This is a genomic window from Aequorivita sp. IT1183, from assembly GCF_058068265.1.
The window spans coordinates 224,581-242,117 of the sequence record NZ_JBYRHS010000004.1 but is presented as its reverse complement, the minus strand read 5'-3'; the positions used below and the strand labels follow the sequence as shown (position 1 = coordinate 242,117).

General features: G+C 36.8%; 15 protein-coding genes. 1 reads left to right on the top strand and 14 read right to left on the bottom strand.

Features of this window, described 5'->3' with window-relative positions; all coding sequences use genetic code 11:
* Positions 1-16 precede the first annotated feature (16 nt).
* The 4 genes from AC3RVF_RS09455 to AC3RVF_RS09440 all read right to left on the bottom strand — a co-directional run bounded on the left by AC3RVF_RS09455 (position 17) and on the right by AC3RVF_RS09440 (position 3,663).
* The gene (locus AC3RVF_RS09455; protein ID WP_489691402.1) at positions 17-1,087 is read right to left on the bottom strand and encodes a hypothetical protein; all 1,071 of its coding nucleotides are present in this window, start codon (positions 1,085-1,087) and stop codon (positions 17-19) included.
* Between the two features lie 118 nt (positions 1,088-1,205).
* A complete protein-coding gene (locus AC3RVF_RS09450) occupies positions 1,206-2,000 on the bottom strand; it encodes a hypothetical protein (protein ID WP_489691401.1) in 795 nt (264 codons plus the stop codon).
* Positions 1,987-2,553 (bottom strand): RNA polymerase sigma factor, encoded by a 567-nt coding sequence (locus tag AC3RVF_RS09445; RefSeq protein WP_489691400.1) that lies wholly within the window; start codon positions 2,551-2,553, stop codon positions 1,987-1,989. The genes AC3RVF_RS09450 and AC3RVF_RS09445 overlap by 14 nt, the downstream gene beginning before the upstream one ends.
* Positions 2,554-2,685: 132 nt before the next feature.
* Entirely contained in the window at positions 2,686-3,663 is a 978-nt protein-coding gene (locus AC3RVF_RS09440) for a polyprenyl synthetase family protein (RefSeq protein WP_489693267.1), read from the bottom strand.
* A gap of 314 nt (positions 3,664-3,977) precedes the next feature.
* On the opposite strand from AC3RVF_RS09440, the gene AC3RVF_RS09435 reads away from it, so the two are divergent.
* The gene (locus tag AC3RVF_RS09435) at positions 3,978-4,787 is read left to right on the top strand and encodes a choice-of-anchor J domain-containing protein (RefSeq protein ID WP_489693266.1); all 810 of its coding nucleotides are present in this window, start codon (positions 3,978-3,980) and stop codon (positions 4,785-4,787) included.
* Between the two features lie 50 nt (positions 4,788-4,837).
* On the opposite strand, the gene rlmN is transcribed toward AC3RVF_RS09435, so the two are convergent.
* The 10 genes from rlmN to AC3RVF_RS09385 form a co-directional block, all read right to left on the bottom strand.
* On the bottom strand, positions 4,838-5,878 hold the full coding sequence (rlmN, locus tag AC3RVF_RS09430) for a dual-specificity RNA methyltransferase RlmN (RefSeq protein ID WP_489691397.1): 1,041 nt from the start codon (positions 5,876-5,878) through the stop codon (positions 4,838-4,840).
* 82 nt (positions 5,879-5,960) lie between these two features.
* Complete coding sequence (locus tag AC3RVF_RS09425) at positions 5,961-7,619, bottom strand: T9SS type A sorting domain-containing protein (protein WP_489693265.1); 1,659 nt, start codon at positions 7,617-7,619, stop codon at positions 5,961-5,963.
* Positions 7,620-7,751: 132 nt separating this feature from the next.
* The gene (gene queA / locus AC3RVF_RS09420; protein WP_489691395.1) at positions 7,752-8,801 is read right to left on the bottom strand and encodes a tRNA preQ1(34) S-adenosylmethionine ribosyltransferase-isomerase QueA; all 1,050 of its coding nucleotides are present in this window, start codon (positions 8,799-8,801) and stop codon (positions 7,752-7,754) included.
* Positions 8,802-8,937: 136 nt separating this feature from the next.
* Positions 8,938-10,182 carry a 3-phosphoshikimate 1-carboxyvinyltransferase gene (locus AC3RVF_RS09415; RefSeq protein WP_489693264.1) on the bottom strand — a complete coding sequence of 415 codons (1,245 nt, stop codon included), beginning with the start codon at positions 10,180-10,182 and terminating at the stop codon, positions 8,938-8,940.
* Positions 10,183-10,422: 240 nt separating this feature from the next.
* Entirely contained in the window at positions 10,423-10,749 is a 327-nt protein-coding gene (locus AC3RVF_RS09410) for a nucleotide pyrophosphohydrolase (RefSeq protein ID WP_489691393.1), read from the bottom strand.
* Positions 10,749-12,770, bottom strand: a complete 2,022-nt coding sequence (locus AC3RVF_RS09405) for a DUF3858 domain-containing protein (protein ID WP_489693263.1) — start codon at positions 12,768-12,770, stop codon at positions 10,749-10,751. Before AC3RVF_RS09405 ends, AC3RVF_RS09410 begins: the two co-directional genes overlap by 1 nt.
* Positions 12,771-12,783: 13 nt before the next feature.
* Positions 12,784-14,688: a DUF3858 domain-containing protein gene (locus tag AC3RVF_RS09400; protein WP_489693262.1), complete on the bottom strand. Its 1,905-nt coding sequence runs from the start codon at positions 14,686-14,688 to the stop codon at positions 12,784-12,786.
* A 150-nt stretch (positions 14,689-14,838) separates the two neighbouring features.
* Positions 14,839-15,291 carry a D-aminoacyl-tRNA deacylase gene (gene dtd / locus AC3RVF_RS09395; RefSeq protein WP_489691390.1) on the bottom strand — a complete coding sequence of 151 codons (453 nt, stop codon included), beginning with the start codon at positions 15,289-15,291 and terminating at the stop codon, positions 14,839-14,841.
* Positions 15,292-15,349: 58 nt separating this feature from the next.
* A complete protein-coding gene (rsgA, locus tag AC3RVF_RS09390; protein ID WP_489693261.1) occupies positions 15,350-16,297 on the bottom strand; it encodes a ribosome small subunit-dependent GTPase A in 948 nt (315 codons plus the stop codon).
* 21 nt (positions 16,298-16,318) lie between these two features.
* A complete protein-coding gene (locus tag AC3RVF_RS09385; RefSeq protein ID WP_489691388.1) occupies positions 16,319-17,401 on the bottom strand; it encodes a chorismate mutase in 1,083 nt (360 codons plus the stop codon).
* Positions 17,402-17,537 lie beyond the last annotated feature (136 nt).

Sequence of the window (17,537 nt, the reverse complement as noted above, 5' to 3'; positions counted from 1 at the left end):
ATGAAAGTCGTTCTGGCTAATCTACATCGAAGCGTAAACCTAGAGAAACGTTGTGTTGGTCTACGGGATTGTTTTTAAAAATTGTGTTGAGATCGTATTTGGCATATAGCGCCACGCCTTGCCAACCTATATAACCACTAAGGCCGTAGATAAATTGGTTAGTGTTATAATTTGCTTTTAATTTTAGTTTTTGGTCTTCGCCATCTTCTTCAAATTTTAGTTTTTGACGAGTGCTCAAATTTATTCCCGCATAACCTCCTAGACCAACTGTAAGTTTATTTTCGGTATTATAACGAAAGTAATCATCGTGCTCTATCTTTTTTGAAGGCCCAAACTCGAAGTGAAATGGCACAACTAGATTGTCCATTCTAAATTTTGACTTGTCCAAATTTAAAGGATAGGTTTGCAGCTCGGTCTGTTCTCCAGCATCTACAAAAAATCGGTTGTCTGTTGGCTTCAATCCGTTAAATTGGAAGGATACACCATACTTAATTCGCAACCAATTTGTGTTATCAAAAACACGGGTTTTCCACGCCCAGCCAAGTTCGGCAAAACGGCTTCCGGCAACTTTAAAGTCGGAATCTTTTAAAGATTCGCCTTCTGTTGTGGCGTTGTTCAGACCAAAAGCGAAGACGAGATCTGAGGAAGTTCTCCGATCGTACTTTCGCTTCTTTGTTTTGACTTCTATATTCAACAAGCCTTCTTCCTTACTTTTTTTATCATTATACCCAATACGGATGCTTAACCCGCTATCATCAATGTCCCTAGCACCATTTCGCTTTAGCAGTGCAATCTTATTATCAATTATCGCCAAACGATTTTCGATGTTTAGCGCGTGCTTTTCTGCAGCTTTTTGTTTTAAAATTTCGCCCTCTGCTTCGGTAACGCCATCACTGTTTAACAACGTATTTATTCTTTCAATTTCTACTTTTAGCGCGTCTTTTTCCTCTTGGATAATCTTTTCTTTTAACGCACTTAGCTGCTCAACAGCAGTTTGTGTTTCTGGGGTTGTTTGCTGTGCTTGTGCATAAACACCGGCTAAAAGCCATATTGTGAGCGCAAGTGTAATCGTGATTAGTGATTTCATAACTGTTCGATTTTTTTGATTAATGATGAATTATTGATGAATGTTAATTGATACTTATAATAAACTTTTGCCTGTCTTTAGACTGCACAAAAAATGTTACGCTAGAGAGGAGATACAGCTAATCATTTCGTTCCGAAACGGCGGTGCGCACTTTTTGAAAACCTTCGCCGAGGGCGTCAAAAACTTTGTCGCGGAAGCTTTTTTCCAACTCCACTTCCACATCCTGAAGCAATGCAGTGGCATCTACTTTCGGGCTGTTTAAAATTCGTTGGGTCTGTATTTCGCGGCGAGCGTTGTTTAACAGGTTTTCCACTTCACTTATAGAAACCTCCGAGTTATTCTGCTGAAGTTTTTTAACCGAAGCAACCACTTCATCTATTTTATTATTCAAAAGTTTTTCTTCTTCCTTCGCTAATGCTTCAGAATTTAAGCCCGAAGTGGTTGCATAAGCATCCTTTTTAGATTGTTTTTCGCTTTCGGAAGTTGTTGCAATAGCCTCACTTTTTTCTATCTTTTCATCAATTACAGATTTTTTCTGCGGAAGTGTTTTTAATTGAGTTGAATTCGTTTCTTGTTTCTTTTCAGTTTCTTTTTCTGAATTATTTTCATCGGAAACAATTTCAGTAACTTCAGAGTTGTTGGGAATAATTTCAGATTCATTTTCAATCAATTGCTCGGGGTTTTCTTCTACAATTTGATTGATTACTTCTGTATTATTTCTGCCTAAGAAAACCGAGGCCAGAATTAAGAAACCCACAAAACTTGCTGCAGCGTAATACCAAAGCACTGGTTTCTTTTTAGGTTGTTCGGCATCTAATTTTGCCTCTAGTTTTTTCCAAGCTTCGGAAGAAGGTTTTAGTTCCCTCGCCTCTAGCTTTTCGCGAATATTATCTTCTAATTTATAAGGTGCCATAACTTATATTATTTTGTTGTTTTACCATGTTTTGAAGCATTTTACGTGCTTTAAAAAGTTGTGTCTTTGAAGTGCTTTCACTTATCTGCAATAGCTCTGCAATTTCACCGTGTTTGTAACCTTCAACCGCGTAGAGCACAAAAACCGTTTTGTAACCGTCGGGCAGATTGTCAATCATTTTTTGAATTTCAGCCGTTTCTAATTCGGTTTCAATAAAAGTGGAATGGGCGGTTGTATTCTCAATTTCAGATTCAGAAATAAAATGTAATTTTTTGTCCTTCCGAAGTTGCGAAATACTTTCGTTTACCATTATTCGGCGTATCCATCCTTCAAAACTACCTTCGTTTTTAAAAGCAGTTAAATTTGTAAATACCTTGAAAAACCCGGTTAACATTACCTCTTCAGCCAAATCGTTGTTTTTTAAATACTGTCTGCAAACACCCAACATTTTGGGCGAAAACATTTCAAACAATTGATGCTGCGCGCGGCGATCGCCTTTAGACGACTTGCTAATCAACTTAGAATAATTTTTATGTAAGGGTATTATTTTCAAAATACGCTTCGCTTTTATAGGCTTCTATTTTAATAGACGCAGGTTTTTTAAAAAAGGTTGCCTGGAAGAAAAAAGTTTTCAGTTTTCAGTGGCAGTATTCAGTTTACCACTGGAAACTGAGACTGCAAGCTGCTACTTTTTCCGGTCTATAACATAATTCACCATCAACTCTAGCGAATCTTTATAGGGCGAAGCAGGATAGGTATTTAAAAGTAGAAGCGCTTGTTGCTGGAAATCCTTCATTTTTACAACGGCATAATCCAAACCGCCATTATCCCTCACAAAAGCGATAACTTCTTTTACGCGTTTGCTGTCTTTATTATGATTTTTAACGGAATTGATAAGCCATTTTTTTTCTTCGGAAGTCGCATTATTTAAGGCATATATTAAAGGAAGCGTCATTTTTTGCTCCTTAATATCGATACCCGTGGGTTTGCCGATATGCTCGTTACCATAATCGAAAAGATCATCTTTTATTTGAAAAGCTGTACCGATGAGTTCGCCAAACTTGCGCATTTTTTCAACTTCTTCATCTGGTGCCATTACGGAACGGGCTCCCATTGCGCAACAGGCTGCGATTAAAGTAGCTGTCTTTTGACGTATAATTTCAAAATAGATTTCTTCAGTAATATCGAGTCGGCGGGCTTTTTCAATCTGAAGTAATTCACCCTCGCTCATTTCGCGAACTGCGACTGAGATTATTTTTAGCAGATCGAAATCATCATTATCAATAGAAAGTAATAATCCTTTTGAAAGCAGATAATCACCCACTAACACAGCAATTTTATTCTTCCAAAGCGCATTTATAGAGAAAAATCCGCGACGGCGATCACTGTCGTCCACCACATCGTCGTGCACTAAAGTTGCCGTGTGTATTAATTCAATTACCGAAGCGCCACGATACGTGCGTTCGTTTACTTCGCCATTGTTGGTCATTTTCGCAATTAGAAAAACGAACATGGGTCGCATTTGTTTTCCCTTTCTATTTACAACATAGTGCGTAATTCTATTGAGAAGGGAAACTTTAGACGACATAGAAGCGGAGAACTTTTTCTCGAAAAGCTCCATTTCTAATTCAATGGGAAGTTTTATGCGTGAAACTATCTTCATAAAGCGTCAAAGATAGTTAAAATAGGACGACAGTTTCAAACCAGTTTAAAAGCTAGAAGGGTTTATTGTCTGTTAGAAAAACTAAGTTTAACAGAATTAATAATAGGCGACCCATCAGTCCTTTATTAAAACACCCTTGTTGCAAGTTTATAAACAGAATTGTGTAAGTACGCTGTTATAAAGATAGTGATACATCAGTATACGAGGATATATATACGAATATACTAAAAGGCGTTAAACCGTACGGAAATAAGCAATCCCGAAAGCTCAAAACCTATTTTTGGAAAATAAATTTAACCCTAATAATATTTAAAATGAAAAAAATTACATTAATGGCCGCATTATTTGCTGGCTTTGCAATGACTGCACAGACTACTTTTTTCTCAGACGACTTTAATGACGAAGATGTTTCAGATTGGACTCTTTACGATGAAGATGGCGACGGAAACTTGTGGGCTGATCTTTTTGTTGTAGAAGACACTGACGGAAACCCAGTAACACCGATTTCAATTATTTCAAGATCTTGGCAAGGCGGTACTGCTTTAACTCCAGATAATTGGATTGTTTCTCCAGCTATTGATTTGACAACTGCTAGTGGAAACGTTGAATTAACTTGGAAAGTTCAGGCTGCAGCAGCTGAATGGGACTTAGAAAAATATACTGTATATGTTGCCACTAGTAGTGACATCGTTGATTTAGAAGCTGCTACGGTAACTTTCACTGAAATTTATGATGACCCAGCAGATGCAGGAACTCAATTTGAGCGTTCTTTAGATCTTTCAAGCTTGTCTGGTGAGACTGTTTACATAGCTTTCAGACATCACGATGTTAGTGATATGGACTTTCTTTCTATTGATGACGTAATGGTAAGTGGTGTTTTAGCTGTTGGAACTAATGAGTTCAAAGGTTTTGAATACTTTGTAGCAAACAACCAATTAAATCTTTCAGCAAGCACTTTAATGGAGAATGTTGCACTTTACAATATGTTAGGTCAACAAGTTGTTTCTCAAAAATTGAGCAGCAACAACGAAACTATTGAACTTTCAGGATTACAGTCTGGAATTTACATTGCTACTGTATCTATTGACGGAGCAATCAAGTCTTTTAAAATCGTAAAAAACTAATTTACGTTTTATATTGAATTGAAAAGAGCGGCCTTTGGCCGCTCTTTTTTTTATTGTTTATTTGCCAACTGCCCACAGGCAGCATCAATATCTTTCCCTCTGCTTCGGCGGACTGTTACAGGAATTCTATCGTGTTCCAACGCTTGTATATAATCGTCTATTATGGATGAAGAAGCCTGCTGAAAATGACCGTCGTCAATAGGATTGTACTCAATAATATTCACTTTACAAGGCACATATTTGCAAAATGTAACGAGTGCTTCAATATCTGCCCACTTATCATTTATATCTTTCCAAACAATGTACTCGTAAGTAATTTTACGATTCGTTTTGCTATACCAATATTCCAAAGATTCGCGAAGGTCAACTAAAGTGAAGCTTTTTGCAAAAGGCATAATTTGCTCCCGTGTTTCCTGAATAGCGGAATGCAATGATACAGCAAGGTGAAATTTAACTTCATCATCTGCCAATTTCTTTATCATTTTAGGCACACCAGATGTAGAAATGGTAATCCGTTTTGGAGACATCCCCAAGCCTTCTTCCGAAGTAATTTTTTCAATAGAACTCAAAACATTTTTATAATTCATTAGTGGTTCGCCCATTCCCATAAAAACAATGTTTGAAAGCGGTTTGTTGTGATATAAGCGACTTTCTCTGTCAATAGCCACTACTTGGTCATAAATTTCATCGGGGTTTAGATTTCGCATTCTTTTAAGCTTCGCCGTAGCGCAGAATCTACAATCTAAACTACAACCTACTTGTGATGAAACGCAAGCGGTGGTGCGCTTTTTTGTGGGAATTAAAACTGATTCAACTATAAGATCATCATGAAGCTTTACAGCGTTCTTAATTGTACCGTCATTACTTTTTTGAATATGATCTACCTTAATGTGGTTAATAACAAAATTTTCATCCAAATGCGCGCGCGTTTCTTTGGAAAGATTCGTCATATCATCAAAACTATGAATTCCTTTGCTCCACAACCAATCGTAAACTTGGGTTCCACGAAAAGCTTTGTCGCCAATGCTTTCGAAAAAACTTCGAAGTTCTTCTTTTGAAAGTGCTCTTATATCTCTTTTTTCTGCAATCATTGTGCAAAATTACTGTATTTAAAAGTAAAATGCCCCTTTCCTTTGCAGAATAGAGGCATTTCAACAATAATAGAATTATGGTTTATTTATTAATAATAATCTTTTTGGTTATAGAATCCTTGCTATCCTCATCTATTAAATAAAGGAAATATACACCATCAGCTAGGTTTGCCACATTTATGGTGTTATTGGTATTAGACAATGAGCCTGAATGGATGCGTTGCCCCAAAGCATTCAAAAACTGAAATGATAGGTGCGGAAATCTAGTGTTCTCAACCGTAATGGTTGTACTAGCCGGGTTGGGATAAATTTTAAGGTCTCCAATAAGTTCAAAATCTGGAATATTCAAAAGATTTTGAATCGTTTCTACATATGTGTGACCCGAATTAGTGGGGTCTAACCACTCCATCAAGCGAGTTTCGGGAGTGTTACCAGCATTCCAAGAAACCCCAAACCTGCCATAAATATCGTACTCCTGATTATTTTCTAAACCGACACACGCAGACTGACCTGCATATAATTGCCCGATAATACGTCCGTTTTCGTCAAAAAGTGGCGAACCAGAAGATCCACTTTCGGTAGTGCCAATTTCCCAGCCATTACCACTTCCATGGGCGCCACCGCCAATTAACCATACTTCTGTACCATTTGCATCAACTTTTGTGGCGCCAGAATCATCGCGGCATATTTTCATAATATCGCCATTGGGGTGGTGAATTCCCACTTCGTAAAGCGGGTCGGTATCTGTGTTGTCCCATCCAGCAAAAGCAACATCCCAAGAATCTGGGATTTTCTCAAAAAGCTGAACCAACGCAAAATCACTTTTGCTATTGTTCGCTTTTAATTCGGCGCCGCTGATGGTAAAATTTGTTTGTAAATCTCCACTCTCTTCATCGGTTCCGCAGACAGGATTTGGACTTACCCAATTAAAACGAATAGTCCATAACGCCGGACTACTATTATCCAAACAATGATTGGCGGTTAATATGTATGGCGTTTTATCACTCTGTGTATTATTCACCAATGCAGCAGAACATAAATGCCCGTTTCCTAAATTTAAGAGTGCTACTGATTTTTTAATTAAATCTTTTTTTGTGTCGAAATCGCTACCAACAGAACAGTTTACATCGTAATTACAATCTCCAGATTCGTTCATACCGCGAATGCCTTCAACGAATGCATTTACACTACCCATTCTGTAACCATGGATAACATTAGTTATTTGAAGTCGTGGTGATTCTTTCGTGCTAGGAGGCTGATAGTATTCAATCCAGATAATTTCACCTTCTACAAACCACGTTCCCAATTGACCGTTAATTCGGGTCTGCGCATTATTAAAAGTTCGAGTAATATCCGTTCTGTCTTGATTGTATAGTTGAACTCTGGAGCCTGGGGGTAAATAAAAATCGCTAAAATTTACACTCAAATTAAGCGCTCCGTGGGATTGGATGGTAGTGCGCCATATTTTAGCACCATTGGGAAGTGTAGTCCACAACCCACCTTGATTCATATTTAGGTTTAAAGGTATTTCAATTCCGTAGCGCCAAGGCATACTTTTGTCTAAGTCGTTAATGCTATCTTGCTGTACTATTAACTCTAAGTCTAAAGTTGGAAGGCGAATAACATCGGGCTGTTGTGGTAAATCTAAATCCCAACTCATAGGGAAATCATCCCCATTACCTTGTGGAAAGGCAATAAGAACGTAGAAACATAAAATGAAGAAAATCGTAGTTTTTTTCATTAAGCCCGCTGGTTAGTATTTTTAAAAACGAACACTAAGGTATCTCTTTATTTTGACATTTGGAAACCAAACGCTTACAAAATAAAAAATCCCGATTTATATCGGGATTCATTAGTATTTATGGGGCTTGATTTAGATAATCAACATTGCATCACCATATGAGTAAAACTTGTATTTTTCTTTAATAGCTTCTGCATACGCTTCTTTAATAAATTCGTGTCCAGCAAATGCTGAAACCATCATTAATAAAGTAGACTTTGGAGTATGGAAGTTACTAATCATTGCATTTGCAATACTGAAATCATACGGAGGAAAGATAAATTTATTAGTCCAACCTTTGTAAGCATTTAGCGTGTGGTTTGAAGAAACTGAACTCTCCAAAGCACGCATTGCCGTTGTACCTACAGCACATACTCTTTTTTTCCTCTGAATACCTGTATTGATAATATCTACAGATTGCTGAGTAATTTCCATTTCTTCAGAATCCATTTTATGTTTTGAAAGATCTTCAACCTCAACAGAGCTGAAAGTTCCCAAGCCTACGTGCAATGTAACTTCTGCTATACTTACACCTTTAATTTCAAGACGCTTTAACAAGTGTTTTGAAAAGTGTAAACCAGCGGTTGGCGCTGCTACAGCTCCTTCATTTTTTGCAAAAATAGTTTGGTAACGTTCTGCATCTTCTGGTTCTACTTCTCTCTTTATATATTTTGGAAGTGGAGTTTCGCCCAATTCTGTCAATTTATTGCGGAATTCTTCATAAGAACCGTCAAAAAGAAAACGAAGCGTTCTTCCACGAGAAGTTGTATTGTCTATAACTTCTGCAACAAGTGTTTCGTCCTCGCCAAAATATAGTTTGTTTCCAATTCTAATTTTTCGCGCTGGATCTACCAAAACATCCCAAAGACGGGTTTCTGGATTCAACTCTCTTAAAAGAAAAACTTCAATTCGAGCTCCTGTTTTTTCTTTATTTCCGAACAAACGTGCAGGAAAAACCTTTGTATTGTTGGTTACCAGTACATCATCTTCATCAAAATAATCAATAATATCCTTGAACATTTTGTGTTCAATTGTCTTGGTTTTTCGGTTTAGCACCATAAGTCGTGATTCGTCACGGTTTGGAGCCGGATACTCAGCCAATAATTCCTCTGGAAGAGTAAAGCCAAAATTTGAAAGTTTCATTCCCATATTGCGAGTTGTCTTTAGATTTTAAAAGGCTGCAAATATACAACCTCAAAACAGGCGTTGTCAAGTAAAAGACCTTTTATTATTTGGAAATCTTTACTATAGCTTACTGGCTGCTAACTTAGAAGGTTTATTATTTTGAAGAATCGCTTAAAGAACAGTCAAAACCCACTTTTTTTAAATCTTCCCAAAAGCTAGGATATGATTTTGAAACTACTTCTGCATTGTTTATTGTCAAGCTTGTTTTAACCGCCAGCGGCGCAAAGGCCATCGCCATTCTGTGATCTTGATAAGTTTCTATCAACACATTCGGGTTAATTTGAAAAGACTTTTCCAGATTTAAAGAATTGTCATCAATTTGAGGCGTTGCCCCTAATTTTTCCAATTCGTTTTTTAAAGCTGTTAGCCTGTCGGTTTCTTTAATTTTTAAGGTGTGAAGCCCCGTAAGCTTGCAACCTATGCCCAAACCAAAACAAGTTACGGCAATAGTCTGTGCCAAATCTGGCGTATTTGTAAGATCGAGCATAATAGAATCTGGTAATTCTATATTTTTTTTCGAGAGCGAAATAGTCTTTTCTGAAGTATTAAAAACAGTTTGTACGCCCAAAGAATCGTAAATCTGAACCAACGCAGCATCGCCCTGTAAGCTTTCTTCAGAAAAACTTCCGAGTGTTATTTTGCAATCTTTAGATAGCGCTACCAAACTATAAAAATAAGACGCCGAACTCCAATCTGATTCTACTGTTAATGAGGTGCTTTCTACAGTTTTTGCCGATGAAATGGTGATTATATTTTTGTCGAAATTTCCTTCTATACCGATACTTCTCAAAAGTGAAAGTGTCATTTCAATATAAGGCACCGAAGTAGTTTCTCCTTCGAGATTAATTTTCAGACCGCTGGGTAGCATTGGCGCAACTAACATAAGCGCAGAAATATACTGACTACTCACGTTAGCTTTAATCGTTACTTCATTTTTAAGAAGATTTTTACCCGTAATTTTCAAAGGAGGAAAGCCATCTTGATTTACGTATTCAATAGTTGCTCCTAAATTTTTTAATGCATCTACCAAAATACCAATTGGTCTTTCTTGCATTCGTTGGCTTCCGGTGAGCGTTGTTTGGGTAGCTTGTTTTGCCGAAAAATACGCTGTCAAAAAACGCATCGCCGTTCCGGCATGATGAATATCTACAATACCTTCTGAGCTTTGCAAACCAATTTGAAGCGCAACAGTATCATCACTTTCGGAAAGATTCTGAATAGTAATATTTGGAAACTGCGCCTGTAAAATCAACAATCGGTTCGATTCACTTTTGGAACCGCCTATATTGATTTTTACATTTTCTATTGGAAATTTACCGCGTTTAAGATTGGCTTTCATTTCCGTTTATCGTTTTCTTTGAGCTTGGACCTAAATTTTCCAAAGGTTACAAGAAAGCCGTAAATAAAGCCTGCCAAAATAAGGATTACGAAAAACACAAAAGGATTTCTTTCAGTGAAAAAAGTCGTCTCAAAACCTTCTATTGCCCACTTCACAATTGTAAAAAGGATAGCAGAAGCAATTGTTAGCGACAATACCGATTTCCAAAAACCTTTTGTATTTATAACTCTTTTAAACATACTATTTTAATTTTTCGTTGCTGTGGTGCCTGTCGTGATCGCGTTTGGTTTTTACATCCAACTTTTTCTGAAAAGCGTCTTCAAGATCAACACCGGTTTGGTTGGCTAAACAAAGTACCACAAAAATAACATCTGCAAGCTCTTCGCCCAAATCTTTATTTTTGTCACTTTTCTTTTCACTTTGCTCACCATAGCGGCGGGCAATAATACGTGCAACTTCGCCCACTTCTTCGGTGAGCTGTGCCATATTGGTAAGCTCATTAAAATAGCGTACCCCGTGTGTTTTAATCCAAGCATCTACTGCTTGTTGTGCGTTTTTGATATCCATTATGCTTTAGAAAGTACAACTTTTTCGTTTTCTTTCGCTACTAAAAGTTCAAAGAATTTTTTCAAATTTCCGTATTCCGCAGCAGCTATTAAAGAAGTATTGATAGAAAGTTCTACAGAAACCTGAAGTTTATTACCTATTTGCGTAATTAAGTAACGGTAGCTTCCTACTCCTTCTCCTAGATTATACACTGCATTTTCAGGCAATGATTCAACATTATAACCTTCCGGCAAATCTATATTTACAATATAACGATCTTTCATAGGATAGCCGAAATCTATAGGGTATGAACGCGTTTCAGGTTTAAAAGGATTTTCAGTCGTGGCCATAAAAATTAAAGGTGAAAAATATAATTTTCCTGCTACATCTTCAACTGCATCGAGTGTTTCAAAATCATATTCTAAAGCAACGGGTTTCCCTAAGGTGCTTAAATTTTCGAAATTTACATTCGATAATTCTGTTTGCTTCGTATCCTTTTCAATCGCTTTTCGTCTTGAATCTTCGTTTAAACTTTTAAACTCTGTTCTGTATTTGAAAGCATAATTACCAGTAAATCTATTTTGAGCTTTACCCACAATTGAAAAATCTGGATTGATTTCTGCACTTACCATTGCGCTTTTTACTGCGGGAACCAAAGAGTTTAATGAAACCCAACCAGAAGTGCCATCTTTTTTAATTACGCGCCCTTGCCAGTTTAACACACTCGACTTTAACACGCCAATTTCTGCATCTTTATTGGTTGCATCTAGCAATACAATTCCACCAGGAAGTTCAACGCCGGCTATTACATAATTAAAACCATTACGTGTTGGGAATAGCGGAATACCGTGAGTTTTGGTACTTACCAATACTGGATTGGCGTCAAGATTAGCCTTTCGTAACATAGCAATGAGCATTAGGTTAATATCAGCCACATTACCCGATCCTTTTTTATAAGCTTCCTTTACACCTTCGTTAGTGTAATAACCCGTGAAATTATTCCAAGTCATTTTGTTCAATAAAAACGAAAAGATCTTTGATACTTTCTCTTCGGGACTGCTAACACCACTTAATAGACTATTTAGATCATCTTCAAAATAATTGTCCTTTTCCAATTCGTCGCCGAATGAATCTACTTTGTAAATCCCTTTTGAAACATCTTCCCAAGTAGTTGAATAGGATTTCATTGAGCTGCCAGGAAAATCTACATAACTCAATTCAAATTTAAGTCCAGTGGCATAGTTATCAATATTTCCGGCAAATGCTTCTTCTTTCATTGCTGGCACATTGGCTAAATTAATTGTGTAAATATCTTCTTTAAATCTTAAATCTCTCGGTCCACCTTTAGATGTTCTGTTACCGTATATATCGTATTCTGAACGAGAGTTTGCCAATGCAATTGTTCGGTCTCTACCATCCTTTTCAACTTTATAAGGAACCCAGCCTTTTTGATGTGTCTTGAATACGAAATACTCTGGAGAAGCGAAACGTATTTCTACTTTTTCAACCGGAATAATCTCTTGAAAACTGAACTCATCAATGTTGCCGATAAACGGAGATTTAATAGTGTATTTATATTCTATTACGCAGCCTTCACGAATGTCGGGCATTGTAAATTTCGTTTTGTGAAGGTATTTACTTGTTTTTTCTTCAAAAACACCGTCGTTTCTTAATTTCACTTCTTCTATATCACCACTCCCATCCAAAAAGTAAGTATAGGCTTTTAAACCAGTAATTTCATCCTTAGATCCCGAATCGCCTTGATAAAGGTCTACTTCTTTAGAAGCCCAATCAAAACCTTCTTTATTATAGATTTTAACACGCTCGAAAATATCGGTAACCATATAAAAACCATCGCTATTTGTGTATTGAAATTCGGCGTGAATTTCTCTGTATAAAACTGCGGCATCGGCCGTAGGCTCCGTAGGATGCACTTTTTGAACCAATTCTTCTTTGGAAACTTTTCCAAATTTATAATTTTGAGCTACAGCTGTGCTAACAAAACACATAACTGCAATTACTGTAAGTAGGCTAGATTTCATAATATTCTGTTGTTTATTGTACATTTTGTTTTAAAAGAATTTTTGTTTTATCAAGTCGTGCGATTGACCGAAGAAAATCGCGGTAATTTTCATATTCAGAAGGCGGATAATCGCCTTTGTTTATGGTAATTTTTCTGTTGTATATTACTTTATGAGCATCGGTTTTGCTAAAGCTCATCTCGTATTTTCCAAATTTGGTTTCCAAAATAGTTTCTTCGGGAAGACCTTCCACCTCAAAATTTTCAGGTAGCTCAACCTCAACAGAATCTATATCTACATAGCCAGTGCCGATGTAAAGATTTTGTTTTCGGTTTTCAATTCGCGGCGGGATGTGTTGATTTTGATTGAAAATATTGGCGCAAAAAAGATAATCGTTACCTACTGGATTCGCATAATTAGGAATATTAAGTGCTAAATCTTCAGTGAAAACCACGGCTTCTCTATCATTATTGAGTTTTACATCAACAATAGAAAATCCATTTATATAACCCCACTTCTCCTTGTAATATTCATCTAAATCTTCTTGTTTTCGTTTTGGAAGAATATACATTTTATCATACTGAAGTCCTTTTGAAACAGTATTCAAAGTGGCAGTTACATTTCCTTCTGCATCTATCTTTACTTTTGCATTGTTTACTTGTGTATTCTCTTTAGTATTATAAACCGTGGTACGTACAATTTTACCTCCTTCGGGTGTAATTATCAGCACATTTCTATCATCTGTAAAATTACCTATGTAGCCATAAGGAGTGTCTTGGCTGGTACATTCAAGCCACGTTATTTCATTAGCCTCATTAGGAATACCAAGTATAACGTGATTTCCTTGAAGCGAAGAAAAATCTTCCATAATATCCCATTCCATAGCATCTCCATACACAACTGTGTAATACGATGGCACACCAACGGCATCAAGTAACGCCTTTGTATAATTAGTTAGTGCTTTACAGTCGCCATAACTAAGCTTATCTACGTCTGAAGCCAGCATCGGTTTCCACCCTCCAATACCTATTTGTATACTGATGTAGCGAACTTTATCCTGCACATATTTGTAAATTTTTCGAGCTTTACCTTCGTTTGTGGTTTCATTAGCTACTAGACTTCTAACTTGTGCAAGCGTGCCCGCAGGAAGTTCATTTACGTCGGCAAGTAAACTTTTAGCCATCCAGCTTCCAAACTGTTGCCAGTCTTTGCCCGAACCTGCAGTTCCTTTTAGTTTAAAATTATTGAGCGCCACATAAATAATTGGGAAAATTTTACTCTGCGAAAGACTGTGCTCTTCGTATCTTATTGTTTTAAGATCGGTAGCTGTGAATATTAATTCTTCCGGATTTTCGGAAATTGTAATGTTGTAACCTTCTAAATTTTGTGCCTTATACTTAGGCTTATTCAAAGGGTCGAATTTAATTTTCAACACGCTCTTTTTAGTACTTTCAGCATACCCATTCAATGGATACCACGGACTCAAAAATGCAGTATCTCCAGTTTCAGTTTCCTTTTCAAAAACTACAATATAAGGATATGTTGTTGGGGTGTAGTTTATGCCCAACATACGGTCATCACTATAGATACTGGAGCCCGTACGACTCACATCCATAAAATCCTTCTTTTTGAAATGCTCAATTTCTTTACCAGAGGCATTATAAATCCTAACCTCAATATCCTTAACGCGAGAGTTAGGGTCATAAAAGGCATAGAGTCGTGAATCGCCGTCACCAAGTTTGTTAAGCACAGCCGTAACCCGGCGGGTTTTTACATTCATCTTATTGAAATTGCTTACATCAATTTCAACCAACTCATCTAATAACACACTATTAGCGTATTCTTTAAGATCTTTTGGAATAGACGCAATGGAATATTCGTTTTGCGCGAAAATATGAGCACCGCAAAGAAGCAATGCAAAACAAAAAATGTTTTTCATATATAGGAGTTACATGAGGAATAGCAAAATTGAACGATAAGATCATTCATACTAATCAAAATTGAATGTTGCGGGGAGCTAGTTCAAGAATTTCTATAATTGCTTGGCAATATATAAAAAATTTTAAAGGTTAAGAAAAAGTTAAAGGAATTATTCTCTTTTTTTTGAATCTATCCAAATTGTTACCGGTCCGTCATTAATTAATGCCACATCCATCATGGCGCCAAAATTTCCTGTTTTTACTTTTCTATTAATTTCATTTTCAAGCTGAAGCAGGAATTTTTCGTAGAGTGGGATTGCAGTTTCAGGCTTAGCCGCATTTATAAATGAAGGACGGTTTCCTTTTTTTGTATTTGCGTGAAGTGTAAATTGGCTAACCACTAAACAGTCGCCGTTAATATCTTGAACCGAGAGGTTCATAGCATCATTTTCATCCGAAAAAATCCGTAAACGTGCAATTTTTCCTGCTAACCAGTCAATATCGTCGTGGGAATCTTCAGCTTCAATTCCTAATAAAATAAGTAAACCCTGATTTATTTCAGAAAAGATTTTCCCGTCAATGGTAACAGAGGCTTTTTTTACTCTTTGAATTAATACCCGCATTTTGAGTTATTGAGTTAAGGTTAGTTGATAACGGTAATACTTTTAGAAATTTGAACCTTTATTTCTCGTAAATATCTTTTCGGAAATGATCTTCCTCTCCAGCCAAAATTTGCAAATAACTTTTATACCTAGACCACGCAATTTCTTCGTTTTCTAATGCATTTTTAATTGCGCAGTGCGGTTCTTCTAAATGAAGACAGTTGTTAAACTTGCAGTTTTCCTTCAGTTTAAAAAACTCTGGAAAGTAAGCGCCTAACTCTTCTTTATCCATTTCAACCACACCAAAACCTTTAATACCCGGTGTGTCTATTATTTGTCCACCAAAAGAAAGGTCGAACATTTCAGCAAATGTTGTGGTGTGTTGGCCCTGCAAATGCTGGTCAGAAATTTTGGAAGTTTTTAAATGTAAGCCAGGTTCAAGCGCATTAACTAAGGTAGATTTTCCAACGCCGCTATGGCCCGAAAACATCGTCACTTTATCCTGCATCAAAGATTTTACTTTGTCTAAATTTTTACCTGTAATGGCAGAAATCCCTATACACTCGTAACCTATTTTACGGTAAAGAGCAGCAAGAAATTTTATCTCAAGTAATTGGTCTTCGTTATAAGTATCAATTTTGTTGAAAAGAAGCACCGCTTTAATATGATATGCTTCCGCAGTAACCAAAAACCGATCGATAAAAGTGGTAAAGGTTGGTGGATTATTGAGGGTAATAAGCATAAAAGCAATATCAATATTGGCAGCAATAATGTGTGTTTGCTTACTAAGATTAACCGATTTACGAATAATATAATTATTACGCTCGTCTATTTCCTTAATTACACCCACCGTTTCATCGCCTTTTTTCTCAACATCAAAACCTACGTGGTCTCCCACCGCAACTGGATTTGTGCTTTTTATTCCACCAATGCGGAACTTACCTTTTATACGACAATTATAAAAAGTTCCATTTTCCGCTTTTACGGTGTACCAACTACCGGTAGATTTATAGACTAGGCCTTTCATCTCGCAAAGTTGCAAAATCTTTCAATCATTTATCACCTTTTTTTGGTGGTTAATAGATTCCTGATGAATGGCTTTATAAATTTTCAGTACAAACTCTTCACTAAGTCTGTTTTGTTCACCTTCCAAAATCATTCGTCCAAGCACTTCATTCCATCGTTTCACCTGTAAAATGGCAACGTTGTTTTTCTTTTTCAAGGTTCCAATATTATCGACTATTTTCATCCTTTTGCCCAACATGTCCATAATTTGATCATCTATTAAATCTATTTGGGTACGCATAGTATTTAGCTGATTTTTGAATTCTTCCTCCTCGCCTTCTACTTTACGAATTTTAAGATCAACCGTTATTTTATCTAAAGTCGCAGGAGTTATTTGTTGTGCGGCATCGCTCCACGCATTGTCAGGATCAAAATGAGTTTCTACCATTAACCCATCGTAATTTAAATCGAGTGCAGTTTGACAAAGGTCAAAAATAATATCTCGTCTACCTGCAATGTGCGAAGGATCTAAAATTAGCGGCAAATCTGGAAAAGCATTTTGTAAATCAATCGGGATTTGCCATTCCGGATTATTTCGATAACGCGTCTTTTCATAGGTAGAAAAACCGCGATGTATTACCCCAAGTTTAGTAATTCCTGCAGTATAAAACCGTTCTACAGCACCTAGCCACAAAGCCAAATCTGGATTAACAGGATTTTTCACCAAAACAATTTTATCGGTCCCTCGTACAGCATCTGCAATTTCTTGCACTATAAAAGGTGATACCGTTGTGCGTGCGCCAATCCACAAAATATCTACATCGTGCTTCAGTGCCAAATCTACGTGATTAGCGTTTGCAACTTCCGTAGTTGTGAGTAATCCTGTTTCTTCCTTCGCTTTTTGAAGCCATTTCAAACCAAGGGCTCCAACTCCCTCAAAATTTCCAGGTCGCGTGCGAGGTTTCCAAATTCCTGCTCGTAAAACTGAAGTATCTGTATCTTTTAATTGGTGCGCAATTTTTAATAGTTGTTCTTCAGTTTCGGCACTGCAAGGTCCAGCTATTACAAGCGGATGATTCAATCCGAAAGCGTCTAACCAGTTGCGTAATTCCTTTTTATTTTCCATAAATTCAAGTCATAAAAAAAGCCCCAAAATGGGACTTTTCAAAGTATATTTATAATACAATTATCCCACTAGCAAATGTTTTTGAACATATGCCACCACCCTTGGGAAAAATTGTAAATAAGATTTATTTTCATCG

What these genes read in the sequence shown, in the direction of transcription:
- AC3RVF_RS09455 (WP_489691402.1), bottom strand. Translation starts at nt 1,087, where the DNA reads ATGAAATCACTAATCACGATTACACTTGCGCTCACAATATGGCTTTTA.
- AC3RVF_RS09450 (WP_489691401.1), bottom strand. Translation starts at nt 2,000, where the DNA reads ATGGCACCTTATAAATTAGAAGATAATATTCGCGAAAAGCTAGAGGCG.
- AC3RVF_RS09440 (WP_489693267.1), bottom strand. Translation starts at nt 3,663, where the DNA reads ATGAAGATAGTTTCACGCATAAAACTTCCCATTGAATTAGAAATGGAG.
- AC3RVF_RS09435 (WP_489693266.1), top strand. Translation starts at nt 3,978, where the DNA reads ATGAAAAAAATTACATTAATGGCCGCATTATTTGCTGGCTTTGCAATG.
- rlmN (WP_489691397.1), bottom strand. Translation starts at nt 5,878, where the DNA reads ATGATTGCAGAAAAAAGAGATATAAGAGCACTTTCAAAAGAAGAACTT.
- AC3RVF_RS09425 (WP_489693265.1), bottom strand. Translation starts at nt 7,619, where the DNA reads ATGAAAAAAACTACGATTTTCTTCATTTTATGTTTCTACGTTCTTATT.
- queA (WP_489691395.1), bottom strand. Translation starts at nt 8,801, where the DNA reads ATGAAACTTTCAAATTTTGGCTTTACTCTTCCAGAGGAATTATTGGCT.
- AC3RVF_RS09415 (WP_489693264.1), bottom strand. Translation starts at nt 10,182, where the DNA reads ATGAAAGCCAATCTTAAACGCGGTAAATTTCCAATAGAAAATGTAAAA.
- AC3RVF_RS09410 (WP_489691393.1), bottom strand. Translation starts at nt 10,749, where the DNA reads ATGGATATCAAAAACGCACAACAAGCAGTAGATGCTTGGATTAAAACA.
- AC3RVF_RS09405 (WP_489693263.1), bottom strand. Translation starts at nt 12,770, where the DNA reads ATGAAATCTAGCCTACTTACAGTAATTGCAGTTATGTGTTTTGTTAGC.
- AC3RVF_RS09400 (WP_489693262.1), bottom strand. Translation starts at nt 14,688, where the DNA reads ATGAAAAACATTTTTTGTTTTGCATTGCTTCTTTGCGGTGCTCATATT.
- dtd (WP_489691390.1), bottom strand. Translation starts at nt 15,291, where the DNA reads ATGCGGGTATTAATTCAAAGAGTAAAAAAAGCCTCTGTTACCATTGAC.
- rsgA (WP_489693261.1), bottom strand. Translation starts at nt 16,297, where the DNA reads ATGAAAGGCCTAGTCTATAAATCTACCGGTAGTTGGTACACCGTAAAA.
- AC3RVF_RS09385 (WP_489691388.1), bottom strand. Translation starts at nt 17,401, where the DNA reads ATGGAAAATAAAAAGGAATTACGCAACTGGTTAGACGCTTTCGGATTG.